This is a genomic window from Brevundimonas albigilva (assembly GCF_023503965.1).
GTDB classification, from domain to species: Bacteria; Pseudomonadota; Alphaproteobacteria; order Caulobacterales; family Caulobacteraceae; genus Brevundimonas; species Brevundimonas albigilva.
Genome location: NZ_CP097298.1, coordinates 885,001 through 910,825 on the forward strand (window position 1 = coordinate 885,001; position 25,825 = coordinate 910,825).

The 25,825-nt window shown below is 69.7% G+C and carries 23 protein-coding genes, 1 rRNA gene and 1 pseudogene (1 of these 25 cut by a window edge); 7 read left to right on the forward strand and 18 right to left on the reverse strand.

The genetic code is table 11. The features are described 5' to 3' along the window. A 16S ribosomal RNA gene (locus MU852_RS04700) occupies positions 1–402 on the reverse strand; it reaches 1,061 nt to the left of the window's first position. Between the two features lie 203 nt (positions 403–605). Between MU852_RS04700 and MU852_RS04705 the strand changes: the two genes are divergently transcribed. Further along, positions 606–770 (forward strand): hypothetical protein, encoded by a 165-nt coding sequence (locus MU852_RS04705; protein WP_249751224.1) that lies wholly within the window; start codon positions 606–608, stop codon positions 768–770. A 332-nt stretch (positions 771–1,102) separates the two neighbouring features. Here MU852_RS04705 and MU852_RS04710 read toward each other — a convergent pair whose 3' ends face one another. The 5 genes from MU852_RS04710 to MU852_RS04730 form a co-directional block, all read right to left on the reverse strand. Further along, on the reverse strand, positions 1,103–1,756 hold the full coding sequence (locus MU852_RS04710; protein WP_249751225.1) for an OmpW/AlkL family protein: 654 nt from the start codon (positions 1,754–1,756) through the stop codon (positions 1,103–1,105). Positions 1,757–1,889: 133 nt separating this feature from the next. Further along, on the reverse strand, positions 1,890–3,269 hold the full coding sequence (gene hemN, locus MU852_RS04715; protein WP_249751226.1) for an oxygen-independent coproporphyrinogen III oxidase: 1,380 nt from the start codon (positions 3,267–3,269) through the stop codon (positions 1,890–1,892). Positions 3,270–3,359: 90 nt separating this feature from the next. Further along, entirely contained in the window at positions 3,360–3,509 is a 150-nt protein-coding gene (gene cydX / locus MU852_RS04720) for a cytochrome bd-I oxidase subunit CydX (RefSeq protein ID WP_249751227.1), read from the reverse strand. Positions 3,510–3,529: 20 nt separating this feature from the next. Continuing rightward, entirely contained in the window at positions 3,530–4,678 is a 1,149-nt protein-coding gene (gene cydB / locus MU852_RS04725; RefSeq protein WP_249751228.1) for a cytochrome d ubiquinol oxidase subunit II, read from the reverse strand. Between the two features lie 23 nt (positions 4,679–4,701). Then, a complete protein-coding gene (locus tag MU852_RS04730; RefSeq protein ID WP_249751860.1) occupies positions 4,702–6,294 on the reverse strand; it encodes a cytochrome ubiquinol oxidase subunit I in 1,593 nt (530 codons plus the stop codon). 196 nt (positions 6,295–6,490) lie between these two features. Here MU852_RS04730 and MU852_RS04735 point away from each other — a divergent pair, with 196 nt between their 5' ends. The 4 genes from MU852_RS04735 to MU852_RS04745 all read left to right on the forward strand — a co-directional run bounded on the left by MU852_RS04735 (position 6,491) and on the right by MU852_RS04745 (position 9,755). Next, positions 6,491–7,696, forward strand: a complete 1,206-nt coding sequence (locus MU852_RS04735) for an ABC transporter transmembrane domain-containing protein (RefSeq protein WP_347342341.1) — start codon at positions 6,491–6,493, stop codon at positions 7,694–7,696. Beyond that, a complete protein-coding gene (locus tag MU852_RS17720) occupies positions 7,588–8,100 on the forward strand; it encodes an ATP-binding cassette domain-containing protein (RefSeq protein WP_347342342.1) in 513 nt (170 codons plus the stop codon). Before MU852_RS04735 ends, MU852_RS17720 begins: the two co-directional genes overlap by 109 nt. Before the next feature lie 118 nt (positions 8,101–8,218). Further along, complete coding sequence (locus MU852_RS04740; RefSeq protein ID WP_249751229.1) at positions 8,219–9,193, forward strand: 6TM ABC transporter family protein; 975 nt, start codon at positions 8,219–8,221, stop codon at positions 9,191–9,193. 115 nt (positions 9,194–9,308) lie between these two features. Then, entirely contained in the window at positions 9,309–9,755 is a 447-nt protein-coding gene (locus MU852_RS04745) for an ATP-binding cassette domain-containing protein (RefSeq protein WP_249751230.1), read from the forward strand. Here MU852_RS04745 and MU852_RS04750 read toward each other — a convergent pair. Next, a complete protein-coding gene (locus MU852_RS04750; protein WP_249751231.1) occupies positions 9,690–10,226 on the reverse strand; it encodes a helix-turn-helix domain-containing protein in 537 nt (178 codons plus the stop codon). The genes MU852_RS04745 and MU852_RS04750 overlap by 66 nt on opposite strands. A gap of 26 nt (positions 10,227–10,252) precedes the next feature. After that, positions 10,253–10,423, reverse strand: a complete 171-nt coding sequence (locus MU852_RS04755) for a hypothetical protein (protein WP_249751232.1) — start codon at positions 10,421–10,423, stop codon at positions 10,253–10,255. Between the two features lie 101 nt (positions 10,424–10,524). Between MU852_RS04755 and MU852_RS04760 the strand changes: the two genes are divergently transcribed. Beyond that, positions 10,525–10,923, forward strand: coding sequence for a hypothetical protein (locus tag MU852_RS04760; RefSeq protein ID WP_249751233.1), 399 nt, complete (start codon positions 10,525–10,527; stop codon positions 10,921–10,923). A 4-nt stretch (positions 10,924–10,927) separates the two neighbouring features. Here MU852_RS04760 and MU852_RS04765 read toward each other — a convergent pair whose 3' ends face one another. The 3 genes and pseudogenes from MU852_RS04765 to MU852_RS04780 form a co-directional block, all read right to left on the reverse strand. Beyond that, positions 10,928–12,052: an osmoprotectant NAGGN system M42 family peptidase gene (locus MU852_RS04765; protein WP_249751234.1), complete on the reverse strand. Its 1,125-nt coding sequence runs from the start codon at positions 12,050–12,052 to the stop codon at positions 10,928–10,930. A gap of 46 nt (positions 12,053–12,098) precedes the next feature. After that, positions 12,099–13,868, reverse strand: coding sequence for an N-acetylglutaminylglutamine synthetase (gene ngg / locus MU852_RS04770; RefSeq protein WP_249751235.1), 1,770 nt, complete (start codon positions 13,866–13,868; stop codon positions 12,099–12,101). Then, positions 13,858–15,632, reverse strand: a pseudogene (locus tag MU852_RS04780) (N-acetylglutaminylglutamine amidotransferase). Before MU852_RS04780 ends, ngg begins: the two are co-directional and overlap by 11 nt. Before the next feature lie 64 nt (positions 15,633–15,696). Between MU852_RS04780 and MU852_RS04785 the strand changes: the two are divergent. Then, entirely contained in the window at positions 15,697–16,176 is a 480-nt protein-coding gene (locus MU852_RS04785) for a MarR family winged helix-turn-helix transcriptional regulator (RefSeq protein ID WP_249751236.1), read from the forward strand. A 123-nt stretch (positions 16,177–16,299) separates the two neighbouring features. On the opposite strand, the gene MU852_RS04790 is transcribed toward MU852_RS04785, so the two are convergent. From MU852_RS04790 to MU852_RS04820, 7 genes are all read right to left on the reverse strand, one after another. Continuing rightward, positions 16,300–18,843: a glycoside hydrolase family 3 protein gene (locus tag MU852_RS04790; RefSeq protein WP_249751862.1), complete on the reverse strand. Its 2,544-nt coding sequence runs from the start codon at positions 18,841–18,843 to the stop codon at positions 16,300–16,302. 196 nt (positions 18,844–19,039) lie between these two features. Beyond that, a complete protein-coding gene (locus MU852_RS04795) occupies positions 19,040–20,119 on the reverse strand; it encodes a LacI family DNA-binding transcriptional regulator (protein WP_249751237.1) in 1,080 nt (359 codons plus the stop codon). Positions 20,120–20,172: 53 nt separating this feature from the next. Continuing rightward, positions 20,173–21,141: an MFS transporter gene (locus MU852_RS04800; RefSeq protein ID WP_249751238.1), complete on the reverse strand. Its 969-nt coding sequence runs from the start codon at positions 21,139–21,141 to the stop codon at positions 20,173–20,175. Beyond that, on the reverse strand, positions 21,135–21,299 hold the full coding sequence (locus tag MU852_RS04805) for an MFS transporter (protein WP_249751239.1): 165 nt from the start codon (positions 21,297–21,299) through the stop codon (positions 21,135–21,137). Before MU852_RS04805 ends, MU852_RS04800 begins: the two co-directional genes overlap by 7 nt. A gap of 457 nt (positions 21,300–21,756) precedes the next feature. Then, positions 21,757–22,839: an alkaline phosphatase gene (locus tag MU852_RS04810; RefSeq protein ID WP_249751240.1), complete on the reverse strand. Its 1,083-nt coding sequence runs from the start codon at positions 22,837–22,839 to the stop codon at positions 21,757–21,759. Positions 22,840–22,968: 129 nt separating this feature from the next. Next, a complete protein-coding gene (locus tag MU852_RS04815; protein ID WP_249751241.1) occupies positions 22,969–23,922 on the reverse strand; it encodes an aspartyl/asparaginyl beta-hydroxylase domain-containing protein in 954 nt (317 codons plus the stop codon). Between the two features lie 3 nt (positions 23,923–23,925). Continuing rightward, positions 23,926–25,770: a tetratricopeptide repeat-containing sulfotransferase family protein gene (locus MU852_RS04820; protein ID WP_249751242.1), complete on the reverse strand. Its 1,845-nt coding sequence runs from the start codon at positions 25,768–25,770 to the stop codon at positions 23,926–23,928. Between the last annotated feature and the right edge of the window lie 55 nt (positions 25,771–25,825).

Here is a 25,825-nt window from a genome sequence, read left to right on the forward strand (position 1 = left end):
ATTTTACAATCCTAAGACCTTCATCATTCACGCGGCATGGCTGCGTCAGGCTTTCGCCCATTGCGCAAGATTCCCCACTGCTGCCTCCCGTAGGAGTTTGGGCCGTGTCTCAGTCCCAATGTGGCTGATCATCCTCTCAGACCAGCTACTGATCGTCGCCTTGGTGGTCCATTACACCACCAACTAGCTAATCAGACGCGGGCCGCTCCAATGGCGATAAATCTTTCCCCCGAAGGGCACATACGGTATTAGCTCAAGTTTCCCTGAGTTATTCCGTACCAAAGGGCACGTTCCCACGTGTTACTCACCCGTCCGCCACTAAGTCCGAAGACTTCGTTCGACTTGCATGTGTTAGGCCTGCCGCCAGCGTTCGCTCTGAGCCAGGATCAAACTCTCAGGTTGAGTTGAGCACTGACCTAAGCTTCGGACCACCCTAAGTGGACCTGGCATTAGTTCTACGTATTCTTGACGAGTTCCCACCCGCTAAGCCCTAAAGCTCAGCGCATGGTATCTTCAAAAAGACCGCAGAGTGTCAGCGTCGAATGACCTTCATCTCTGAAGATCGCTAGGACGCCGCCGCCTGCGTTTCTCTTTCCAAATCAACAATGTCAAAGACCAAGAACCGCCAAAGCGACCCAAACCGTTTAACGCCCGTTCGCGGCGGAGGCGGCGATTTAGTCGCCTCGCTTTCCGGTGTCAAGCGTTTCTTTTTCAAGAAACTTTCTTTTCACCAGCGCCGCTCCGAGGAGCGGCGGGAGGCGGCGATCTAAAGACCGCCGAACCTCGTGTCAACCGCTTCTTTCGAAGATTTCCCGGACCGGAGAGCGAACCCTCTGAACCGGGAAAAACCGAAGCGTTGTCCGCCCGGAGGCGGCGCTGAACCCTTCGATTCGATCGGAACCGCGGAACCTAGTGAGGCGACCCGGGAAAGGCAAGGGGGAAATCCCCGCCTCCCCGTCCAAGCGTCCCGACGTTTCCGTCAAGCCCCTCGGCGGCCGCCCGTCCCGCAGGCGAGGCGCCGCTATACGCAGGCCCCTTGCGGGTCGCAAGCCGGTTATCGCCTCACCGCCAGACTATCCACAGGATGGCGCGCGCCCTCGACCTAGAAGCGGCGGCCGAAACCGACGGAGACCACCCACGGGTCCAGGGCCACGTCGCTCCTGAGCGCGCCGTCGTTGATGGTCGCATCGGTGTCGAACCACACCTTCTTGACGTCGACGTTCAGGCTCCAAGGTCCCTGCACGCCGATGTCGGCGCCGGCCTGCAGCGCGTAGCCGAAGCCGTCGTCCAGATCGACGGTGAAGTCGTTCTTGTCCTTGCCGCTGTAGAACAGCATGTAGTTGACCCCCGCGCCGACATAGGGGCTGACGCGGCCGCTGCTGAGCGGGCGGTACTGCAGCGTGACGACGGGCGGCAGGACCCAGGTCTCGTGAACGGCGACGTCGGTGGTCCCGCCCTGAGCCCGGATTTCGTGCTGGGTCGTGCCCAGGATCGCCTCCACCGCGATGTGGTCGGTCAGGAAATAGGTGAAGCCCAGGGTCGGCATGACGCTGTCGCCCACGTCGACGTGCAGGCCGGTGTCGGCGCCGGCCGCAGTGACGACGGCGTCGTCGGCCTGGGAGAAGACGTCGGTGACGCGGCCGGTCACGATCCAGTCGCCCTTCCTAGGCGCGTCCCAGGCGGTCGTCTGCGCCAGGGCGGGGGCGGCGACGGCGGCGGCGGCCACGGCGGAGAGAATCAGGGTCTTGAGGTGCATCTGGTGAAATCCCCGACGCCGCCGGCCGCGTGATGCGGGCCGTTCCGGCGTCTTGACGGGGACGATGGTCCGCCCGGCGGCGCCCGACCTTGATTCAGCGCAAACCGCGGACGCCTTGGACAATCTGTCCGCTTCAGACGACCCGCGCGTGGCGCTGGTGGAAATCACGCGCGCCGGGGTCGAAGGCGGCGCAGACCGCCCGCACGAACGGCCGTCCCTGCGGCGTCACATCCACCCGCCCCGCCTCGACGTCCACCAGTCCATCGGCCTGGAACGCCGCCAGGCGCGGCCAGACCTCGCCCACGCCGGCCATGTCGCGGCTGTGACGGCGGGCGACGGCGGTCACATCGACGCGGAAGTCGCACATCAACCGCTCGATCAGCTCGGCGGTGAAGTGGTCCTGGGGGCTCAGCGCGACGCCGCGCGCGATGGGCAGCCGCCCCTGCCCCACCGCCGCGCGCCACTCGCGTTCCTGCGCCAGGTTCTGGACATAGCCTTGCGGCGTGCGGCTGATGGACGAGGCGCCCAGCCCGATCAGGACGGGGGCCTCGTCGGTCGTATAGCCCTGGAAGTTGCGACGCAGCCGGCCCGCCCTCTGGGCCGCGGCCAGGGAGTCGTGCGGCAGGGCGAAATGGTCCAGGCCGATCGCCCGCCAGCCCTTGCCGGTCAGATAACGGGCGGCCGCCTGGCTCTGGACGAACCGCGCCTGCGCGCCCGGCAGGTCCGCGTCGCGGATCAGCTTCTGATGCGGCTTCATCCACGGCACATGGGCGTAGCCGAACAGGGCGATGCGCTCGGGCTTCAGCGTCGTCACCTGGCCCAGGGTGGTGACGACATGCTCGACCGTCTGCAGCGGCAGGCCGTACATCAGGTCCAGGTTCACCGAGACCACGCCCTGGTCGCGCAGCGCTCCGGCCGCCCAACGGATGGTCTCGAACGATTCGGGCCGGTTCACCGCCGCCTGGACCTGCGGCGACAGGTCCTGCACCCCCAGGCTGGCGCGCGTCAGGCCGATGCGGCCGGCGGCGCGGACCCAGTCCTCGGTCAGGACCTCGGAGTCCAGTTCGGCGGCGATCTCGAAACAGTCGCTTAGATCGAACCGGGCGGCCAAGCCGGCGAACAGGCGCTCCAGCGCCTCGGGCGGCAGCATGTTGGGCGTGCCCCCGCCCAGGTGGATCGAGCCGACGCGCACGCGACGCCCCATCCTGGCCAGGACAAGATCCGCCTCGGCCAGCAGCAGGTCGATGTAGCTGTCCATCACCGCGACGCGGTTCATCGCCCGGGTGTTGCACCCGCAGTACCAGCACAGCCGCTTGCAGAACGGGATGTGCAGATAGAGCGAGATCGCCGGCTGGGTCGGCGCCGCCTCCAGCCAGTCGCCCCAGGTCGCGGCGTCGACGTCGGCGGTGAACTGCGCGGCCGTCGGATAGGAGGTGTATCGGGGCGCGTGGGCGTCGTAGCGGGCGATGAGGTCCGTCGCGTCGAGCGCGCGGTCCGGCGTGCGGACGAACATGGCTGCAGCCTTGAAGAGAGATGCGCCGCCTCCCAGCTTCCCGAGCAGAGGCGGAAAGACCGGAAGGGCGGCCGGGAGACGGCCCGCGCGCTAGAGCGGAACGTCGACCTCCTTGGAGGCGTCGGGCGTCGAAAGGCCCTCATCGCCTTCGTCGAACAGATGGAACTCGTGCCACAGGCCGTTCAGGACGCCGAAGGCGACGGCCAGTCCCAGGCCCAGGATCCAGGAGAAATACCACATGGGAAGAGGCTCCTAAGGCTTCAGTAAAGATCGGGGTTGGTCTTCAGGGCGCCGGTGGAGCTGCGGCCCCACAGAACCTTGTAGACCCACGCCGTGTAGAGAAGGACCAGCGGCAGGAAGACCACCGTGCACAGCAACATGATGAACAGGGTCAGGTGGCTGGACGAGGCGTTCCACACCGTCAGGCTGCTGACCGGATTGATCGAACTGGGCAGGATGAAGGGGAACATCGACAGGCCCACGGTCGAGATGATCCCCACCGTCGAGCCCGACGAGCCGCCGAAGGCCAGGGCCGCCGACCGCCGCCACAAGCCGACCAGGGCGACGGCCGCGCCGAGGAAACCCAGGGCCGGGGCGATCAGCATCCAGGGATAGCGGCCGTAGTTGTCCAGCCAGGCCCCAGGCGCCGCCTCCACCGTCGACCGCAGCGGGTTGGAGAAGCCGTTGACGTCGATGGGGCTGGTGATCCGGTAGCCCAGGCCGCCGTAGGCGACATAGAGGCCGCCGGCCGCGAACAGGACCAGGGCCGCGACGGCCGCGATGGTGCCGAAGCGGCGGGCGCGATCCAGCACCGGGCCTTCTTCCGCCTTGACGCTCAGCCAGGCCGCGCCGTGCAGCACCAGCATGGCGACCGACAGCAGGCCGGCCAGCAGGCTGAAGGGCGTGAACAGGCCGATCAGGTGGCCTTCGTAGAAGGAGCGCAGGTCGCCATCCAGGCGGAAGGGCGCGCCCAGCAGGACGTTGCCGACCGCCACGCCGAAGACCAGCGCCGGCACGAAGCCGCCGATGAACAGGCCCCAGTCCCACAACGACCGCCAGGTCCGCGACGGACGCTTGGACCGATACTTGAACGAAACAGGCCGCAGGATCAGCGCCGACAGCACCAGGAACATGGCCAGGTAGAAGCCCGAGAAGCTGACCGCATAGACGAAGGGCCAGGCGGCGAAGATGGCGCCGCCGCCCAGGATGAACCAGACCTGGTTGCCTTCCCAGGTGGCGCCGACGGTGTTGATCACCATGCGGCGCTCTTCGTCCGTGCGGGCGACGAAGGGCAACAGGGCGCCGACGCCCAGGTCGAACCCGTCGGTCAGGGCGAAGGCGATTAGCAGCACCCCCAGGAGGCCCCACCAGATCAGGCGAAGCGTGGCGAAGTCGAGAGGAAGATCCATGGTCGGATGTCCGATCTAAGGGGTCAGGCGACGGCCGCGGCGGGCGCGCGCGCGCCAGCGGACGGGTCGGAGGGCGTGTCGGGGGCGGTCTCGAAGGTCTGCTGCTCGTGGAACGGCCCCTTCTTGATGGCGTGCAGCATCAGCCGCACCTCGACCACCGCCAGGGCGCCGTACAGCAGGGTGAACCCCACGATGGTGGCCCACAGCTGCGCCACGGTCAGGGACGATGCGCCCAGGAAGGTCGGCAGGACGCCTTCCACGGCCCAGGGCTGGCGACCGAACTCGGCCAGGATCCAGCCGAACTCGATGGCGATCCAGGGCAGCGGGATGGACAGGACGGCCAGGCGCAGGAACCAGCGCGTCTGGTGCTTGCGCAGGGTGCACAGCACGAAGGCGGTGGCGAACAGGGCGATCATGAACATCCCCACGCCCGCCATGATGCGGAAGCTCCAGAACAGGGCCGGCACGTTCGGCACCGTCTCCCAGGCGGTCTGCTGGATCAGCGCGGGCGAGGCCTGGCGCGGGTCGGCGACGTGGCGCTTGAGCAGCAGGCCGTAGCCCAGGTCGCGGCGATGGGTTTCGAACACGCCGCGCGCGACGGGATCGGCCGGATCGGCCTTGACCTTCTCCAGCGCGTCATAGGCGATGACGCCGGATTCGATGCGGTCCTCGGCCGTGGCCACCAGTTCGAAGATGCCTTCGACGGGCTTGTCGATGGTGCGGGTTGCGATCAGGCCCATCACCCAGGGCACATGGACGCCGAAGTGCGTCTCGCGGTCCTTCATCGAGGGAATGCCGATCAGCGTCAGGCCGGCCGGCGCGGGCTCGGTGCGCCACATGGCCTCCAGCGCCGCCAGCTTCATCTTCTGGTTATCGGTCAGCGCATAGCCCGACTGGTCGCCCAGCACGACGACCGACAGCGACGCCGCCAGACCGAAGGCCGAGGCCACCGTCATCGACCGCTTGGCGAAACCGACGTGCCTGCCGCGCAGCAGATAGAAGGCCGAGACGCCCAGCACGAAGACCGAGGCGCAGACATAGCCGGCGGACACGGTGTGGACGAACTTGGCCTGGGCCACCGGATTGAACAGCACGGCCATGAAGTCCGTGACCTCCATCCGCATGGTGTCGGGATTGAAGGCCGCGCCGACCGGATTCTGCATCCAGCCGTTGGCGATCAGGATCCACAGCGCCGACAGGTTGGTGCCCAGCGCCACCATGAAGGTGACGAACAGGTGGGCGTGCGGCTTCAGCTTGTCCCAGCCGAAGAACATCAAACCGACGAAGGTCGCCTCCAGGAAGAAGGCCATCAGCCCTTCGATCGCCAGCGGCGCGCCGAAGATGTCGCCGACGTAGTGGCTGTAATAGCTCCAGTTCATGCCGAACTGGAACTCCATCGTGATCCCGGTCGCGACGCCCAGCACGAAGTTGATGCCGAACAGCACGCCCCAGAAACGGGTGATCGTCCGCCAGATCGGGCGGCGGGTCATCACATAGATCGACTCCATGATGACCAGCATGAACGACAGCCCCAGCGTCAGGGGCACGAACAGGAAGTGGTAGAGGGCCGTCAGCGCGAACTGCAGCCGGGACAGGTCGACGACCGCTAGGTCGATCATGGCGATGCTCCAAGCCCGCCGGCCCCGACGACCGACGTTTCCGTTGCCGTACGGCGGTCACTATGCGCCCGCCTTGATCCTGATCAAAGCCGCAAACATCAACCGGCCGTAGTGGACCCTTCGCCCTTGGACATTCGGTCCGAGGGCGTAATGTCCGCTGGCGTCCGCGATGATCCGGCGCCGGAGTGTGTCGATGAGCCTTGCGCCCCCCGCCCCGTCCGCCACCACGCCCGCCGGATGGCTGAAAACCGTTGCGCGGCCTTGGCGGCGCCTGACCCTGCTGGCCAGCGCCCTGGTCGTCGCCGACACGGCGCCGGCCGCCGGCTTCGCCCTGGGCGTGGCGATGACCGTGGCGCGGATCGACCAGGGCGTGGCCGCCATCGCGCCCTGGCTGGCCCTGGCGGCCGCCAGCCTGCTGGCGCGCGGGCTGATCGGACAAGGCGCGACGTCGCTGGGCGCCCGGCTGGCCCGGGCCGTGAAGACGGATCGGCGCCGCCGGCTGCTGGCGGAGCTGTTCGCCGGCGGCGGCCGCTCGCCGGCGCATCTGACCGCGGTCGTGGAGGGGGTGGACGCCCTGGACGGCTACTTCGCCCGCTTCCTGCCGCTGCGGATCGGCGCGGCGGTGTCGCCCCTGCTGATCATAGCCCTGGCCGCGGTGGCCAGTCCGGTCTCGGCCGGCATCCTGCTGTTCACCCTCCTTCCCTTCATTCTCGGCATGGCCCTGGCGGGAACGGCGGCGGCGGGCGAGAGCCGTCGCCAGTTTCAGGCCCTGGAGCGGCTGTCGGGCCTGTTCGTCGATCGGGTCCGGGCCCTTCCCGCCATCCTGGCCTTCGACGCGGCGCCGAGGACCACGAGCGAGGTCGCATCGGCCTCCGACGAACTGGGCCGACGCACGGCCCGGGTCATGCGCATCGCCTTCGTCTCGTCCGGCGTGCTGGAGTTCTTTTCGGCCCTGTCCGTGGCGCTGATCGCCGTCTATTGCGGATTCAACCTGCTCAGGCTGTTGCCGTTTCCCGCGCCCGAGACGCTGGACCTGCCGCGCGCCTTCTTCGTGCTGGCCCTGGCGCCCGAGACGTATCAGCCCCTGCGTCGCCTGGCCGCCGCCTATCATGACCGGCAGGCCGCGGAAGCGGCGGCGCCCGCCCTCATGCGGCCTGAACCGCGGGCGACCGAACGCTACGTCCTGCCCGACACGGCGCCCTCGGTGCGCTTCCGCCAGGTCCGCATCGCCTACGACGGCGCGCCCCCGTTCTCGACGGGTTCGACCTCGAGGTGCGGCCGGGACAGAGGGTGGCCCTGGTCGGAGCCAGCGGCACGGGAAAATCCAGCCTGCTGCATCTTCTGCTCGGCTTGGCGCCGCTGTCGGGCGGCGAGGTGGAGGTCGGCGATCTGCCGTTGAGCCTTACCGGCGGCTTCGCCGGACGAATCGCCTGGGCCAGCCAGAACCCCGTGGTCGTGCCGGGAACCCTGGCCGACAACATCCGCATCGCCGACCCCTCGGCCTGCCCAGGGCGCGTGCTGGCCGCCGCCGGCCAGGCGGGCCTATCCGGCGATCTGGACCGCCTGCTGGACGAGCGCGGCGGCGGACTGTCGGGCGGCGAACGGCGGCGCCTGGGACTGGCGCGCGCCTTCCTGAAACGCGCGCCCCTGCTGCTGCTGGACGAGCCCACCGCCAACCTGGATCCCGCGTCCGAAACCGCGATCCTGGAGATCGTGCGGCAGGCGGCTCAGGGCCGGACCACCCTGATCGCCACCCATTCCGCGGCGGTCGCGGCCCTGGCCGACCGCGTGGTGCGGCTGTGAGCCCCCGTCAAGGATCGGCGCCCTGGTCGCCGCCCAGCGCCGGGCCGAGCGCCTTCGTCTGCGGATCGCGGCGGCGGCGGCGGCGGCGGTCACCGTCGCGGCCGTCGGCCTGCTGGGCTTGTCAGGCTGGTTCATCACCGGCGCCGCGCTGGCCGGCTTGGGCGGTCTGGCCGCCGTCCAGGCCTTCAACTATCTGATGCCCAGCGCCGTGATCCGCCTTCTGGCCATCCTGCGCACGGGCGCGCGCTATGCGGAGCGCGTGGCGGGGCACGAGGCCGCCCTGCGCGCCTTGGCTCGCCTGCGGCCCCAGTTGTTCGCCGCCCTGGCGTCCGGTTCCCCGGGGCGCGCCCTGGCGCTGTCGTCGGGCGAGGCGTCGGCCCGCCTGGTCCAGGACGTCAACGCCGTGCAGACGCTGTTCGTGAGGCTGTCCGCCCCGTGGGGCGCGCTGGCCGGGGCCGCCGCCGCCATCGGGCTGACGGCGCTGGCGAATGCGACGGCGGCCCTGCTGCTGGCGCTCTGCATGGGCGCCTCGGCGGCGGGGTCGCTTCTGCTGGCGCGGCGGCTCAGCGATCCCGCCGGTCGCGCCGCCCAGATCGCCGTCGGTTCTCTGAAAACGCGCCTGTCGGCCCTGGAATCGGCCGCCCCCGAACTGCGCGCCTACGGCCTCGAAACCTGGGCCGTGGAGGATTGCGCCGACCGTGCGCGCGATCTGGACCGGAGCCGGATCACGCTGACCCTGGCTGCAGGGTGGCTGACCGTTTGGCAGACCGCCGCCGCCGCCGGCGCGGTGGTGCTCGTGACCCTGGCGGTCGTTTCCGCGCCCGCGCCGCTGGCGGCCTTGGCGATCCTGGCCGCCCTGATGGGCATGGACTCCACCGCCGGCCTGGCGTCCGCCCTGCATCAGAACGGAGCCGCCGCCCAGGCGGCCGACCGTCTGGACGCGCTCGCCGCCTCGCCTTCGAAGACGGGGCGGAACAGGCCGCGCCGTCTTCGGACACGGTGGCGCTGCTGGGCCGCAGCGTCTCGCCGCCCTTCCGCCTGGCGGTGGTCGGCGCCTCCGGCGTCGGCAAGACCACTGCGCTCGAACGCCTGATCGGTCTGCGCGACGCCCCGGCTGGACGGTTCAGTCTGGGAGGCGTCGATGCGGCCGATCTCGATCCGGCCCGCCGCCGCGCCCTTTCGCCTACGCCGCCCAGGACGTGCGGCTGATGGACGCCAGCGTCCGGGATAATCTGGGCTTGGCGGGCGCGTTCGACGACGAAACTCTGTGGGAGGCGCTGGACGACGCCGACCTGGGCGACCGCTTTCGCCGCGACCCCAAGGGCCTGGACGCGCCCATAGGCCCCGACGGCGCGCGTCTGTCCGGCGGCGAGCGGCGGCGTCTCGCCCTGGCGCGGGCCTATCTGCGGAGCGCGCCCTGGCTGGTGCTGGACGAGCCGACCGAGGGCCTGGACGCCGCAACCGAGGCGCGGGTCCTGGCGGCGCTGGATCGACGGCTTTCGAGCCGCGGCCAGGGCCTGATCCTGGTCAGCCACCGTCTCGCGCCGACGGACCTGTGCGACGCCGTCGTGCGGCTTGCTGACGAACGGTCAGCCCTCGCCCTCGGCCAGGGCGGCCAACCGGTCGGGCTGTTCGATCCGCAGCTCGTGCAGTGAGACCAGACGGATCACGCCGGTCGTCTTCAGCCGGCTGAACACCCGGCTGACCGTCTCGATCGTCAATCCCAGATAGTCGGCGATCTCCGCGCGCGTCATCGGCAGGCGCACCAGTCCGTCGCTCGCGGGCCGGACCGGATCCTCGGGCAGGTTCAGCAGGAAGGACGCCACCCGCTCCAGCGCCGTCTTGCGACCCAGCAGCAGCATCTGGTTCTGCGCGGCCGCCAGTTCGTGGGTGGCCCGCTCCAGCAGGGCGGACTCCAGCGCCGGCGCCTGGCGGATCAGGGCGCGATAGTCGCTCTTGCGGAACCGGCACAGGGTCGCGTCCTCGATCGCCTCGGCCGAAAAGGCGTAGTCCTCGCCCGTGGCCAGGCCGACGAAATCCCCGGCGAACAGGAAGCCCGTGATCTGACGCCGACCATCCGGCAGCAGCTTGTACACCCGCACCGAACCCGAGGTGATGTTGAACACGTGCCCGGCCGGATCGCCCTGGCGGATCAGCCCCTCCCCGCTTTCAGCGCGGTGTGTTCGGCGATGGAGTCCAGTTTCGCCAGGTCCTCGTCGCCCAGCCGGCCGCAGACGGAAAAGGCGCGCGCGCCGCAGCTGGTGCAGGCGGCGTCGCTTCTGCGCTGGGCGCAGGCGGCGGGAAGGGTGCGAAGTTCCAGCATCAGGGCTCTCTCGACCAACCTATGTCAGGAAGCCGGGCGCGCGCAAACGGGTTTGACGCAGGTCAAGGCCAGACTGGCGCCGGTCCGCTAGGCGTGGCGTCATGGCCCCTCGCATCCGCCGCCTCGAACCGGACGACGCCTTGCTGAGCTACGCCCTGGCCCGGCTGGCGACGCCGGACCTCGCCCTGTCCGACTGGGAGGCTCGGCTGGCCCAGGATGAAGGATGCGGCGGATTGTACGCCCTGTTCGAAGCTGACGCCCCCTGCGCGCTGCTCAGCTACAGTCGCGCCATCGCGCACGATGGGACCGACCTTTTCGTGGTCGACTGGATTGCGGCGTTCGATCTGCTGTCGCCCGATAGGGTCGCCGAAAGCCTGATCGGCGCCTTTCGCGAGCTCCATGCCTCGGGGCCGGCCCGTGTCGCCTGGTGCCCCAAGCCGCCCGCCTCGACCTTCGACCGGGCCGTGGCCCGCGCCGGGTCGCTGCATTCGGTGCTGTAGTCCCCTATTGGCCGCCGTCGTCCACCGGCTGGTGGGTGAACCCCTTGACCCCGCTCAAAGGCCGGGCGTCCCGTTCGATCTCGACGTCGCTCTCGGCGTAGGCGATCAACAGCCGGGCCAGGTCGACCAGAGCGCTTTCATGGATGCGCTCATAGCCGTGGCTGGCGTCGATGCCGAAGGTGACCAGCGCGGTCCGGATATCGGCCCCCGCCTCCAGCGCCGAGGCGGAATCGGAGCGGTAGTAGCGGAACACGTCCTTCTGGTGCGGAATCTCGTGATCGCGCGCCAGCTGCACCAGCTTTCGCGACAGGTGCCAGTCGAACGGCCCCGTCTGATCGGCCATGGCGATGGTGACGCCGAATTCGGACGAGTTCTGTCCGGGCGCCGTGGTGCCGTTATCGACCGTGACCATGGCGGCCACGTCGGGGATCAGCACGGAAGAGGCGCCCAGCCCGACCTCCTCGGCGATGGTGAACAGCCACCAGGTGTCGACCGTGGGCGTGCGCTCCTCGCGCACCATGCATTCCATCGCCGCCAGCATGGTCGCCACGCCCGCCTTGTCGTCCAGGTGGCGCGAGACGATGAAGCCGGTGTCCATGAACTCGGGCTGGGCGTCGATGGCGACGATGTCCCCGACGTCCACGCCAAGCGCCAGCGTGTCGTCGCGCCCGTGGGTCACGGCGTCGATCCGCAGTTCGACCTGGCGCCAGCTGACCGGTTGAGTGTCGACCTCCTCGTTGAAGGTGTGGCCCGACGCCTTCAGGGGCAGGATGGTGCCGCGCAACGGCTGCCCCTCGCAGAACAGGGTGCAGCGCGCGCCCTCGGCGAAGCGGGAGGACCAGTGACCGATCGGAACCAGCTCCAGCCGGCCGTTGTCCTTCACCGCCTTGACCTGGGCGCCCAGGGTGTCGACGTGGGCGACGATGGCGCGCGCCGGCTTGGACTCTCGTCCCGGCAAGCGGGCGCGGATCGCGCCGCGCCGCGTCAGCTCATAGTCCAGGCCCAGCCGGCCCAGCTCGCGGCACAGCTCCCACACCGCCTCGTCGGTGTAGCCGGTGGGGCTGGGCATGTTCAGCAACCGGGCCAGGCGGTCGGTCAGATAGTCCAGGTCGATGGCGGGGCGGGACACGGGCGCTCCTTGAGCTTCAGGGAGGTCTTCGGATCAGGCGTCGATTTCAGACGTCTGGACGGGCGGCGATGCGCGCCGCCGCCGGGGCCGACAGCGGAAACAGCAGGTCGATGAAACGCTCGGCCGTGGGCTGCGGTTCGTGATTGGCCAGGCCAGGACGCTCGTTCGCCTCGATGAAGGCGTAGTCGGCCTCGCGCGGCGACTTCACCATCAGGTCGATGCCGGTGACCGGAATATCGATGGCGCGCGCGGCGGCGACGGCGGCGCGGATCAGGGCGGGGTGCACCTCTTCGGTCACGTCGTGGATGGTGCCGCCCAGGTGCAGGTTGGCGGCCTTGCGGACCAGGATTTCCTCGCCGTCCCGCGCGACGTCGTCCAGGCGGTAGCCAGCCTCCGCCAGGGTCCGCTCGGTCTCGGCGTCGATGGGAATGGTCGATTCCCCACCGGTGGCCGCGGCGCGGCGACGGCTCTGGTGCTCGATCAGGGCGCGCAGGGTCGAGCGGCCGTCGCCGATGACGCGCGGCGGACGGCGCAGGGCGCAGGCGACGACCTTGTAGTCGATGACCACCAGCCGCAGGTCCTCGCCCTGCACCTGCTCCTCGATCAGCACCTCGGAACAGAGGCGGCGCGCGCGGGTCAGGGCCGTCTGCACCTCGTTCATGGTGGTCAGGCCGACGGCGACGCCCTGTCCCTGCTCGCCCCTGGCCGGCTTGACGACAAGGCTGCCGTATTTCTCCAGCGCCGCATCGATGGCCGACGGGTTCTCGGGATCGATCCTTTCGGGCACGCGTACGCCGGCGGCCTCGACGATGCGCCGGGTCATCCGCTTGTCGTCGCAGATGCTCAGCGCCACGGCCGAGGTCAGTTCCGACAGGCTCTCGCGGCAGCGCACCGACCGCCCGCCCCAGCTGAGGCGGAACAGCCCGCCCTCGCCGTCGATGATCTCGGCGTGAATGCCCCGCCGACGCGCCTCGTCCACGATGATCCGGGCGTAGGGGTTCAGGTCCTGGTCGTCGCTGGGCCCGACGAACAGGGCCTCGTTGATCGGATTCTTGCGCTTGACCCCGAAGAAGTGGACGCGGCGAAAACCCAGCTTTTCGTAGAGGGCGATGGCCTGGTCGTTGTCGTGCATGACCGACAGGTCCATGTAGGCCAGACCCTGCGTCTTGAAGTGTTCGGCCAGCCGGCGGACCAGGGCCTCGCCGACGCCGGGCTGGGTCGCCTGGGGGTCGACCGCCAGGCACCACAGGGACGAGCCGCACTCCGGATCGTCGAAGGCGCGGACATGGTTCACGCCCGTCACCGTGCCGATCACCGCGCCGGTCGCCGTGTCCTCCGCCACGAAATAGGTGATCGTCCGGTCGTCTCGCCGCGACCAGAAGAAGGCGGGCGGCACCTGCACCATCTTGCGCTTGGCGTAGATGTCGTTGACCGCCTGGGCGTCCATCTCGGACGTCAGGCGGCGCACGGTGAAGCCGCGCGGCTGCCGGCGGCTGGCGCGATAGGTGGCCAGGTCCAGCCGATAGGTGTGCGACGGATCCAGGAACACCTCCTGCGGCGCCGAGGCCAGCAGGACGTGCGGGTTGCGAACATAGAAGGCGATGTCGCGCCGGTCCGGCCCCTCGGCCCGCAACGCCTCGACCAGCGGCTCGGCCGTCTCGAAGGTCTGGGCGAACAGCAGCCGGCCCCAGCCGCAGTCCAGCACGGCGTTGGGGGCCGGCCCCTCGCCCGCCTGCACCGGCGGCTTCAGCCCCTCGTGGCGCAACCGCTTCAGCCGGTGCGCCTTGGGGCGCGCGGGGCGGACGTCAGACGCCATGCTGCTGCATCCACATCTCGAGCACGGCGACCTGCCACAGTTCCGATCCGCGCAACGGAGTGATGTGCTCGGTCGGATTGGCGAACAGCCTGTCCAGATAGGCCGTGTCGAACAGCCCCCGGTCGCGCGCCGCCTGATTGGTCAGCGTCTCGCGCACCATGTCCAGATACGGGCCCTGGATGTATTTCAGCGCCGGCACCGGGAAATAGCCCTTCTTGCGGTCGATGACCTCGGATGGGATCACCAGTCGCGCGGCTTCCTTCAGCACGCCCTTGCCGCCCTGGGCCAGCTTGTGCTCGGGCGGAATGCGGCCGGCCAGTTCGACCAGTTCGTGGTCCAGGAAGGGCACGCGCGCCTCCAGGCCCCAGGCCATGGTCATGTTGTCGACCCGCTTCACCGGGTCGTCGACCAGCATCACCTGGCTGTCCAGGCGCAGGGCCTGATCGACCGGCGTGGCGGCGCGCCTTGCGCGAAATGGGCCTCGACCAGGGCGCGGCTGACGTCGGTGTCGGCCATATAGGCGCCGTTCAGCTGCGTCTTCAGCGTCGCGTGGCTGCGGTCGAAGAAGGCCTTGGCGTAGGTCTCGACCGGATCGGTCGCGTCCAGCATCGGCGGGTACCAGTGATAGCCGGCGAACACCTCGTCCGCGCCTTGGCCCGACTGCACCACCTTGATGTGTTTAGAGACCTCCTGGCTCAGCAGGTAGAAGCCGACGTTGTCGTAACTGACCATCGGCTCCGACATCGCGCCGATGGTGCCCGGCAGCGCCTCCATCAGCCGCTGGTGCGGCACGAAGATCTGGTGGTGCTTGGTGCCATAGTGTTTGGCGATCAGGTCGGAATAGACGAACTCGTCGCCCTTCTCGCCGTTCGCTTCCTCGAAACCGACCGAGAAGGTCATCAGGTCCTTCTGGCCCAGTTCCGCCAGCAGGCCGACGATCAGGCTGGAATCCACCCCGCCCGACAGCAGCACGCCGACCGGCACGTCGGCGACCATGCGCCGCTTCACGGCCTCGCGCAGACCGTCCAGCACCCGGTCGCGCCAGTCCTCGGCGCTCAGCGACGCGTCCTCGGCGTGGCGGGTCATGTCCGGCTGCCAGTACAGGGTGTCCCTGGCCGTCCCGTCCGCTTCGATCACGCGGATCGTCGCCGGCGGAAACTTCTTCACGCCCTTCAGTATGGTGTGCGGCGGCGGCACGACGGCGTGAAAGGTCATGTAGTGGTGCAGGCCGACCGGATCGATCGTCTTGTCCACGTCGCCCGCCGCCAGCAGCGCCGGCAGGGTCGAGGCGAAGCGCAGGCGCTTGCCCTGTTCGGCCAGATACAGCGGCTTGATGCCGAACCGGTCGCGCGCGATCACCGTGCGGCCGGTGTCGCGTTCGTGCAGGACGAAGGCGAACATGCCCTTGAACCGCTCGACGCAGGCCTCGCCCCAGGCCTTCCAGGCCTTGATGATGACCTCGGTGTCGCCGTGCGAGAAGAAGCGGAAGCCCATCCCCTGCAGTTCTTCGCGCAGTTCGGGATAGTTGTAGATGCAGCCGTTGAACGCCAGCGTCACGCCCAGGTCGGCGTCGACCATCGGCTGCTGCGCGGCCTCCGACAGGTCGATGATCTTCAGCCGGCGATGGCCCAGCCCCACCGGGCCGCGCATGACGATGCCGGACCCATCCGGTCCACGGGGCGAGAGCGCATCGGTCATCCGCTGCACGGCGCCGGCGTCGGCCGGCCGTCCGTCGAAATTGATCTCGCCGCTAAGACCGCACATGGGCCCTCCTTGAATTGTGGATGCAGCGCGTACAAATGGTTAGTGCACGAAAGAGTTCAACCCGATGGACGCATTTTCTCCGCAATCCGACGCCGATCCCACCGACTCCCTGGTCCGGTCGGTGCGCCGCATCGCCCAGGCGATCGATGTCCGGTCGCGCGAGATCGCCCGCGTCACCGGTCTGACCCTGCCGCAGCTGCTGGTGCTCCAGGCCGCCCGCGCCCTGGGCCAGGTCAGCACCAGCGCCCTGTCGCGCGAGGCGTCCATGTCGCCGCCGACCGTGGTGGCCATCCTTGACCGGCTGGAGGCCCGCGGCCTTGTGGAGCGCTATCGCTCCACCTCGGACCGCCGGATCGTCCATGTGCGTCTGACCGATGCGGGCCAGTCGGCGCTGTCGACCGCGCCCGGCCTGTTGCGCCCTGACGCCCTGGCCCGCTTGGACGCCTGGCCGAAAGAACGACGCGAGGCGATGGCCCAGGCCCTGGCGCTGGCCTCCGACCTGATCGCGCCGCCGCCCGAACGAACGGACGACGACCGCGCCTGACCTCACCCGGCGTCGGCAAGGCGGTGATGGCGGCGCGGGATGATCCGCTGACCCAATTGGGAAGGGCGGCCGAGGTTGCGCTTCGCCCCGGCGACGGCCTCGGCGGCGGCTTGAGGCCGGTCCCTATTCCCCGGTCGGGCAGACGGCGTCGCCCTCGTTGGGGGTCAGTCGGATGGTTTCGACGGTGACGGCGAAGGGGGCGTCGGTTCTGAGGCCCCAGGGCTGATCGACGGCGGCGATGTCGGCGCCGTGGTCGGCCAAGCAGGACAGGCGCACCTTCAGCGTCGCCCATTCGCCGACGGGCCGGGCGGTCAGCAGGCGGGTGACGTCCACCGATCCCGCGCCCAGCGTCAGCCGCACCGGCCCCTGCGGCGCGGCGTCCACGCGATAGCGGAAGCTGATCGCCATCTCGCCGTTCGACTGGCGCGTCAGGTCCACCGCCCCGCCGCTGACCAGGGCGTCGCCCCCGCCCGCCGCAAAGATCAGCGACCGCGCCGATTCCTGGGTCGATCCGTCCGCCGGACGCGCCGCGACCCCGCCGCGCGGGCTGGCGCCGGACGTCTCCATGCCCAGCCGCCGTTCGCCGCCCGCGTCGCGCAACGCCAGGCCCCACGGAGAGACGAACCGGCCGTCCACGAAGTAGCGGTCGATGCTGCCCGTCGCGCCCTGGACCCCGCTCTCTTCCGACAGCGTCCCGACCCGTCCCGGCCGGGCGTAGCTCAGGCCGTAGCCATAGGCGAACTGGGGATCATAGCCCGGCTGGCCCACGTTCAGCGGTTCGCCCCTGGCGTCCCTGGGCCAGCTGAACGACAGCTTGCCGTGGAAGTCGTGGCGCGCCTTGCCCGCCGCATCGCCGATCAGGACATCGGCGACGCCGCCGCCCTCGGTGCCCGGCAGCCAGGCGGCGACGAAGGCGTCCGAGGCGTTGATCTCCGGATTGGTCCACATCGGTCGGCCCGACAGGAAGACCGAGACGGTGGGGATCCCCGCCGCCTTCAGCCGCCTCAGCGTCTCCAGCGGTTCGCTCGGCAGGAAGTCCAGCGTGTCCACGTCGCCCTGGAACTCGGCATAGGGCGTCTCGCCGAACACGACGATGGCGACGTCGGGCTTCTGGCTGTAGGCGCCGTCGGCGCTCAGCGTCGCCGCGCCGCCGCCGGCCCTCACCGCCTCCTCGACGCCGCTCCAGATCGACTGGCCGTTGGGGAAGTCGGCGTTGCTGTTGCCCGTCCCCTGCCACGTCAGCGTCCAGCCGCCCGAGGCCTGGCCGATGTCGTCGGCGGCCGTTCCGGCCACCAGCACCCGCGCGTTCGACCGGATCGGCAGCACCCCCTCGTTCTTCAGCAGCACCAGCGACTTGCGCACCGCCTCGCGCGCCAGGGCCCGGTGCGCCGGCGAGCCCAGCTCCTCCAGACGCCCCTCGACCGGCCGGGCGTCCTGGAACAGGCCGGTCTTGACCTTGACCCGCAGGATGCGGCGCACCGCCTCGTCCAGACGCGCCATCGGGATCTCGCCCGAACGCGCCTGGGCCAGGGTGTTCTCGTAGAGCGGCTTCCAGCTGTCGGGCGCCATGAACATGTCGATGCCGGCGTTGAAGGCCAGGGCGCAGCTCTCGTTGGAACAGCCCGGCAGCTGGCCGTGGGCGTTCCAGTCCGACACCACGAAGCCGTCGAAGCCCAGCGGCCCGCGCAGCACGTCCGTCAGGATGGTCTCGTTGCCCGAATGCTTGACCCCGTTCCAGCTGGAGAAGCTGGCCATGATCGACAGCACGCCCGCGTCGATCGCCTGCGGATAGCCCGACAGGTGCACGTCGATCAGTTCGCGCTCGGTCCCGGCGAAGTCGCCCTGGTCCTTGCCGCCCGTGGTGCCGCCGTCGGCCAGGAAGTGCTTGGCCGACCCGGCGATGTGGCCGGACGCCAGCGGATGATCGGCGGACAACTCGCCCTGCAGCCCCAGGGTCATCGGCCCGGCGTAGCTGCGGGCCACTTCGGGGTTCTCGGCATAGCCTTCGTAGGCGCGGCCCCAGCGGTCGTCCTGCGGCACGGCCAGGGTCGGGCCGAAGGTCCAGTCGGCGCCGGTGACGGCCACCTCCAGCGCGGTCGCCTCGCCGATGCGGCGGATGACGTCGGGGTCGCGCATCGCGCCCAGGCCGCTGTTATGCGGGAAGATGGTCGCGCCGACGATGTTGTTGTGACCGTGCACCGCGTCGATGCCGTAGATCAGCGGGATCTTCGCCCCCGCCCGCCGGGCCGCCGCGGCCCGGAAGGCCTGGGCCAGTTCGACCCATTTCCGCGCCGAGGCGCGCTCGTCTCCGCCCGGCGAGGAGTTGCCGCCCGCCAGGATCGAGCCCAGCGGATAGGTCAGCAGGTCCTCCGGCGTGATCGAGGCGATGTCGGCCTGGATCGTCTGGCCGACCTTCTCCTCCAGCGTCATCCTGCTCATCAGTTCGGTGACGAAGGCCTCGGTCGCCGCATCGCTCATCGCCGCCGGAGACGCGGCATGCGGCCAAGCCGCAGGATGCGCCCGCCCCGCCTCCGTCACGATCGAAGACGAGGGCGACACCGCGGAAACGGGGGCCTGATGAACACGAACGGCGGAGGGCGGCGTCGCCGCGCAGCCTGTCACGGAAACCGCCAAGGCGAGGGCGATCAGGGAAACGGCGTTGCGCATGGCGGCCCCACAAGGATCGCGGACGGCCGCGAACATGGGTGTTCGCCCCGCCGCAGGAATGATCGGTCGGACGTTCCTCAGTGCGTCATGAAAACGCCCCGGCCCCGACCTCGCGCGAGAGGGGATGAAACGTCAAGGGCGCTTCCTCGGCTCTTCGGCCGTCTGAAGCGCAACCGTAACCTTGCTGACAGCGCTGTCAACTCCGCGATCGTCGCGGGGTCAAAGCGGCCGCGGAATCGCGCACCATCAGTTCGTAGGGCGCCAGCAGGCAACCGCCTGACGGCGGGGCCGCCGCCGCCTCCGCCTCGGTCAGCAGGCCGGGGACAAGATGGCGGGCGGCCAGGGCGGCCATTTCGGCGACCGGCTGGCGGATCGTCGTCAGGGCGGGCGTGGCGAACATGGCCCCGGGCGTGTCGTCGAAACCCGCCACCGAAAGATCCTGCGGCGTGCGCAGTCCCCGCGCCGCCGCGCCCTGCAACACCCCCAGCGCGGTGTCGTCGTTGCTGGCGAACACCGCCGTCAGTCGCGTCCTTCGGTCGATGAAACCCGCGATCGCCGCGACCCCCGACTGGAAGGTGAAGTCGCCCTGCGCGACGAAATCCTCGGGCGTCTCCAGCCCGTGCTCCGCCATCGCCGCGCGGTATCCCTCCAGCCGCCGTCGGCTGGCCGCATAGGCGGCCGGTCCGGTGACGAAGCCGATGCGCCGATGGCCTTGTTCGATCAGATAGGCGGTCATGTCATAGGCCGCGCGCCGCTCGTCCATGGCGACGCAGACGCCGCGATGCAGGTCGCGTTCCGGCCCGATCCGCGCATAGGCGATCCCCGCCTCGTCCAGGGCATCCAGCACCACCGCATTGTCCGAGTTCGGCGGGGTCAGGATCACCCCCCGCGGGCGGATCGACGCCAGCAGGGCGGACAGGTCGCGCTTCAGACCAGGCGAGGCGTGGTCGACCAGTTCCACCATCAGGTGATGGTCCGCGCGGCGCACCTCCATCAGCGCGCCCATCTCCAGCCGGCTCAGATAGTCGTTGCCGCGACCGCTGCGCCAGTGCTCGATCGTCAGTTCGGCGTCGACCAGGGCGGCGATGATGGAGGATGCGGCGCCGGCCAGCGCCCGCGCCGAGATGCTGCGGCGATAGCCCAGGGCCTCGACCGCCGCCATCACCCGTTCGCGCAAGGCGGCGCTGACATTGGCCTCGCCGTTCAGCACCCGGGACACGGACTTGATCGAGGCGCCGGCGGCGGCGGCGACATCATAGATCGTTGCGCTCGACATCCGCGGCTCCCCAGTCCCTTCGTCCTAGTCCGCCCCGCCTCGGGTCCGCAACCTCAGGCCTCGCCCCCCGACGGCTTCATCGCCTTCAGCCCCGCGAGCAGCAGCGCCGCCGATCCGAAGCACAGGGCCGCTACCCCGAACAGCGGGCGGATGCCGCCGTCATGAGACTGCAGCCAGACCGCGATCAGCGGCGCGATGGCCTGGGGCAGCGCCGCCGCCAGATTGATCAGGCCCATGTCCTTGCCCCGATCCTCCTCGGTCGGCAGGACGTCGGCCATCAGCCCCATCTCGACCGACCCATAGGCGCCCTGCCCCAGGCCGTAGATGACGAAGGCGCCCACCACCGGCGCCCAGTCCTGGGACGCCGCGACCGCCGCCGACGCGCCGCACAGCAGAACCGCGCCGCACAGGGCGACCGGCTTCCTGGACCGTATCCGACGCCCGGCGAACGCGACGGTCATGGCCACCGCGAACACCCCCGCCAACGCCACCGCGGTCAGGATCGAATGCGACACCTCCGGCGTGCGGCCCGCCGACGAAAAGGCCTCCACGATGAAATAGAGCAGATAGGCTCCGACCAGCGCATAGCCTGTCGACAGCAGCAACCGCCCGCTCCAGACCAGGACGAAGTTTCGCGACCGGAAGGGCCTCAGCAGGGCCCACGGCGCCGGGGACGCGGGCGCGGGGCGGCGCATGGCGACAGGCGACGCCGGCTCCGCGAACAGCAGCACGAAGCTCCAGGTGGTCGTCAGGATCACCAGCGCCAGCAGCACCAGCCGTCCCGCCTCCCCTTGCGGTCCCAGGGCCATCAGGCCGGACCCCAGCGCCACCGCCAGCGGATAGCAGACCCCCAGGATCGCCGACATCGTGGTGCGCCGCGCCAGGCTGACGCGCTCGGCGAACAGCGCCAGAAGCGGCGCCATCAGCACGTTGAACGCGGCCTGGAACCCCACCACGGCCCAGGTCAGTTGCAGCGGCGTCTGGGATCGCCAAATTCCGACATAGGCCAGGACGATCAGCACGCCCCCGCCGCGATCCACGGCCGACGTCGACCGAAACGCGAGCGCGTCCGGTCGCTCAGCGCGCCGACGACGACGTTGGAGATCGCCGCCGTGACCGCGCCCCAGAACATCGCCTGGCTGAGCACGCGCGTCTTGTCGGGGATCGATCGCATCGGCATGAAGGGGCGTCACGATCTGCAGGATCGGCGTCAGAGCGACGAAGGCCGAAACGAACACCAGGACGTAGGCTGCAAGGAAGAGCGTCTCCCCTGCGCCTGATCCGGGCTCCCGCCCGCCCACGCTCATCGTCCGCCTCCCGACACCCGCCCACAATGGCCGATCCCGCGCCCCCGAACAGAGGGGACGACGCGACGCGCCCTCATGGCGCTTCCGCCGCCCGCACCGCGCCGCCGCTTGGTCGATCGTCGCCTTGCGTGTCTTGCTGGTGGCGAACCGAGGGCGCTCGTCCGGGTCCTCAGTCCGCCCGATCGGCGTCGGACGTCCAGCCCCAGGCGCCCATCATCACATCGAACAGATGGGTATTGGGGAAGTAGCCGCGCACCCGATCGGCGCCTGGCCCGATGGCCAGGGCCGGGACTTCCTCGGCCGTATGCGTGCGATTGACCAGGACGTTCTTCAGGCGAACGACCTCATCATCGGCCGCGACGCCTTCCAGGCGTCATAGCCTTCCAGCACGTCCTGGCCGCGCGTCCCGCCATCGACCTGAAGGCCGAAGGAGTGGTCGGCGGTGAACAGCATCAGCGTATCGCCAAGATCGACGCGGCCCTGGATCTCGGCGATCAGCCGGTCCAGGTCGGCGATGTTGCGCAGCCCCTGGCGCGGATCGTCGGTATGGGCGTCCCATTCGATCACCAGCAGATAGCCCTTGGGCGACCCCTGCAGCAGATCGAGGGCCTTCAGGGCGGCGGCGCGGACGTCGATCTGGTCGGCGACCACCACGGGACGCGGATTGGCGGCCGGAACCTGGTCGAGCGCGGCGTAGATGGGGCGGCGGTGGGTCCGGCTCAACGCCTCGAAGCTCGCGCCCCTCGCCGCCATCTGTTCGCCGATCTGGCGACGCCCGGCGCCGATCAGCACGTCGACCCCGTCGCCGAACCGTGGCGAAAAGGCCTGAGGGAAGATCTCGCCCCATCGGCCGCGATCGTTGGCGTGCGCATAGGTCGCCGCCGGGGTGGCGTCCGTGATCGGCATGTTGGTCACGACGCCCGTGAGAAGGCCATGCTCCTCGGCGTATTCGAGCAGCGTCTTGGTCGGGGTTCCGTCCCGCTGGCCGCGCACGGCGTCCGGCGACTGGCTGATCACCCCGTTCCTCGTCTTCACCCCGGTGACGATCGCCGACATGCCGTTGGCAGAATCCGAGACGAAGTCGTCGACCGGCGAGGTCTCGCTGAGCCCGAGGTTCGGCCACTGCTGGATGTGCAGCCTCAGCGGCTCGCCATAGGCGGCCAGGCTGGCGGCGTTGATGGACGCCACGCCGCCGGCGTCCGCCAGGAACAGGATGACGTTGCGGGCCCTGCCCTGCGTCGCTTCAGCCGACGCTGCGACGGCGGCGGCCGAGGCGACGCCGGCCGCGTCAGGCCGCGTCTGGGCTTGGACCGGAGAGAGGAACACGCCGGCGGACACCGTGATCGCCAGGGCGAGAGACGACATCAGAAGGCGGGGGCGGCTGGCGTCATCGACGTCGTTCCTGTTCAGCATCACCATGTCCGAGGCGGTCGCGGATGATGACCGACACGGCGCCCTGCCTTACCGAACGGCCGTCGCGGCCGACTATGGCGGCTCTGTGAAATTTGCGCGCTCGGCGCCTCTCGGTCGACCCAGGGCGGATCATGCGCGCGCCTCGTCCGCGACGACCAGATGCTGCAGGACCCGCTTTTCGAGCACCAGCAGGGCGCCGGCGTTGTTGGTGCGCATCACCAGCCCGGCGGCGAGGGGCGCGGCGGCCTGGCGCACGGCTTCGGCCAGGCGGACGAAATCGGATCGGGCGCGCCCGCCGACGCCGTGCAGCGCGCAGAGCTGGCGCCAATCCTGGACGAAGCTTTCCAGCAACAGATCAAATCGGCTCATGCGGAGCCGGGCGTCCGACGTATCGACCGCCGTCGTCAGCTCTGCGCGCAAGTCGTCGATCAGCAACTGAACCTCGGCCGCGGGCATGACCGGAAAGCGCTGGTCGCTTTCGGTGAGCAGGCGCGGGGCGGGGTCAGGGTTCCAGGGCATGACCCGCCACTGCGCGCGCGGCGGCGGGCGGTCGCACGCGAACCGCCAGAAGGCGGCGGTGCCGGTGGTGTCCGCGACCAGATGGATGCGATCCGCATCCGAGCCGTTCACCACGTGGTGACGGCGCCAGTTGTCGAAGATCCACGCCTCGCCCGCCGCCATGTGGACGCTCTGTCCGTCACAGTGAAACCGCACCTGCGGCCGGGTCTGGATCGGGATGTGCAGACGAACGCGCGTATGCCAGTGATAGTTGATGTCGGCGTGTTCGGGCACGCGGGCGCCGGGCGCGAGGCGCATCAGGCGCGACCGGCTCCACACCACGCCGAAGCCGGCCAGCACCTGACGGGCGTAGGGCATGGCGGCCAGCCAGCGCGTCGCCAGCATCTGGCCGTGCACGGAGTCTGTCTCGGCGCCGCCGGCGCTGATCAGGCGCGCCGCGCTGTTGCCGGACAGCTTGTCCGGATGCGACCCCCAGGCTTCGGCCGGCAAGGCCGCCACCTCCGCCTGAAGACGCTCGATGTCGAACAGCACAGGCAGTTGGTAGAAGGGTTCGGCCAGGCGCATCGATCAGGTCCTGTAATCCGACAGCGCATCGCCCAGCGCGTCGCGCAGCGGCCCCAGCCAGGGGGCGTAGTTGCGCCACTGGTCGAGCCCGTCACGCCCAAGCGGCCGTCGCACCTGTTCGGAGCTGGGGGTGCGAATGCTGCGCGCGGTTTGGTGGAAGCTCAGGCAGGCCGGCTCGAACGGCAGGCCGCAGCGATCCAGCATCCGTTTCACGCCGCCTTCGAGATCGTCGACCATGTCCTCGTAGGACACGCGCGCCACACGGCCCGGCAGCCCCTGGTCCCAATGCCGCATCAGGTCCAGGTAGGTCCGGTAATAGCGGCCGAGGTCGTCGGCGCCATAGGCGAACTCCTGGTTGGTGGTGCCGAACAGCTGCTTCAGGTTGCTGAAGCCGCAGGCCATGGGCTCGCGCCGGACGTCGATGACGACGGATCGCGGCAGGATCAGCTGGATCAGGCCGATATGCCAGAAGTTGTTCGGCATCTTGTCGATGAAGAAGGGCCGGCCCAGGCGGCGGTGGACGGCGGTGTCGGCCAGGAATCGTCGCCCCAGCGCGCCGGCCTGCTCGGCCGTCAGTCCCGTCAGAGCGTCGGGGTCCAGCGGCAGGCCGCAGTCGGAATCGCGACCGCACAGTTCGCCGACGTAGCGGTCGATCACGGTCAGTTCCTGCGTGCCTTCCACCTGGGAATGGGAGGCCAGGATCTGTTCGATCAGGGTCGAGCCCGAACGCGGCAGGCCGACGATGAAGACCGGCGCGGCGTCCGGCGCGCCCCACCCCGCGCGGGCGGCGAAGAACGCCGCCGTGAACACCGACTTCAGCCGCGCGGCGCAGGCCTCCGCGACCTCGGGTCGCCAGCGGCCGGCGGCCCGGCGCAAGGCGTTGCCGCGCTCGTAGTGACGCCAGGAGGCCGCGTGGTCGGCGCGATCCTCCAGCGCCTTGCCCAGGGCGAAGGACAGATAGATGCGGTCCATCTGGTGCAGACCGGGTCGTCCTTCGGCCCTGCGCATTTCGGCCACGTCGTCGTCGGTGAACCGGTAGGTCTTGAGGTTGGCCAGACTGAACCAGGCGACGCCGTTGTCCGGACGCGCGGCCAGGGAGGCGCGATAGTCGGCGACAGCCTCCTCCTGTCGCCCCGTAACCTTCAGGGCGTTGGCCCGCCACAGACGCAGGTCCGCGACCTCGGCGCCCGACGCGGGCCGGCCTTCCAGCAATCGCGCGTACAGATCGACCACCGGCTCATGGTCGCCGAGCGCGACGCAGGCCGCGGCGAAGAGTTTAAGGTGGTCGCGATCATCCGGATCGTGTCGGAGGAGGCGTTCGGCCTCGTCGCGCGCCTGCAGCGGCTTCTGTTGGGTCAGCAGGACCATCGCATAGTCGAGCCGCGCGGCGTGATAATCGGGCGCGCGCTGGAGCAGCGCCTCCAGCAGGGCTGCCGCCTCGTCCAGCGCGCCCTGGGCCTGGCGTATCCGCGCCAGCAGCCGCAGCGCGCCGGCGTCGTCGCCCTGCCTGCGAAGATGGCCGCGGACGATGTCTTCGGCCGGCGCCAGATCGCCGTCGGCGTACAGGGAGTTGGCCGCCACGATCTCGTCCGGCAGTTGCTTGAGCACCGCCAGGCGCTCGGCCGCCGTCGCCGCCTGGACGGCGTCACCCCGCATCCGATGCAGGTGTTCCAACATGTCCCAGCTGGCCGGCAGGGCGGGGTTCAGCCGCACCGCCTGCTGAAGGGCGTCGACGGCCTGCGCCGCGTCGCGAAGGAGCACATGGCAGCGGCCGCGCTCCTGATAGAGGCGGCTGAATCGGGGATGCATCTGTTGAAGCCGCTCCAGCACCGTCAGAGCCTCGCGCACGCGCTGGCGGCGCGAAGGTCCCGGGCCTGCTGCAGCAGAAGCTCGCGCTCCTGAT

Bases quoted from the DNA above. Each gene is read 5' to 3' on its own strand.
- hemN (WP_249751226.1), bottom strand. From the start codon at position 3,269: ATGTTCGTCCGCACGCCGGACCGCGCGCTCGACGCGACGGACCTCATC.
- MU852_RS04745 (WP_249751230.1), top strand. From the start codon at position 9,309: ATGGACGCCAGCGTCCGGGATAATCTGGGCTTGGCGGGCGCGTTCGAC.
- MU852_RS04795 (WP_249751237.1), bottom strand. From the start codon at position 20,119: ATGTCGAGCGCAACGATCTATGATGTCGCCGCCGCCGCCGGCGCCTCG.
- cydX (WP_249751227.1), bottom strand. From the start codon at position 3,509: ATGTGGTATTTCTCCTGGATCCTGGGCCTGGGACTGGCCGTCGCCTTC.
- MU852_RS04735 (WP_347342341.1), top strand. From the start codon at position 6,491: ATGAGCCTTGCGCCCCCCGCCCCGTCCGCCACCACGCCCGCCGGATGG.
- MU852_RS04815 (WP_249751241.1), bottom strand. From the start codon at position 23,922: ATGCGCCTGGCCGAACCCTTCTACCAACTGCCTGTGCTGTTCGACATC.
- ngg (WP_249751235.1), bottom strand. From the start codon at position 13,868: ATGGCGTCTGACGTCCGCCCCGCGCGCCCCAAGGCGCACCGGCTGAAG.
- MU852_RS04790 (WP_249751862.1), bottom strand. From the start codon at position 18,843: ATGCGCAACGCCGTTTCCCTGATCGCCCTCGCCTTGGCGGTTTCCGTG.
- MU852_RS04810 (WP_249751240.1), bottom strand. From the start codon at position 22,839: ATGCTGAACAGGAACGACGTCGATGACGCCAGCCGCCCCCGCCTTCTG.
- MU852_RS04760 (WP_249751233.1), top strand. From the start codon at position 10,525: ATGGCCCCTCGCATCCGCCGCCTCGAACCGGACGACGCCTTGCTGAGC.
- MU852_RS04755 (WP_249751232.1), bottom strand. From the start codon at position 10,423: ATGCTGGAACTTCGCACCCTTCCCGCCGCCTGCGCCCAGCGCAGAAGC.
- cydB (WP_249751228.1), bottom strand. From the start codon at position 4,678: ATGGATCTTCCTCTCGACTTCGCCACGCTTCGCCTGATCTGGTGGGGC.
- MU852_RS04705 (WP_249751224.1), top strand. From the start codon at position 606: ATGTCAAAGACCAAGAACCGCCAAAGCGACCCAAACCGTTTAACGCCC.
- MU852_RS04785 (WP_249751236.1), top strand. From the start codon at position 15,697: ATGGACGCATTTTCTCCGCAATCCGACGCCGATCCCACCGACTCCCTG.
- MU852_RS04710 (WP_249751225.1), bottom strand. From the start codon at position 1,756: ATGCACCTCAAGACCCTGATTCTCTCCGCCGTGGCCGCCGCCGCCGTC.
- MU852_RS04805 (WP_249751239.1), bottom strand. From the start codon at position 21,299: ATGCCGATGCGATCGATCCCCGACAAGACGCGCGTGCTCAGCCAGGCG.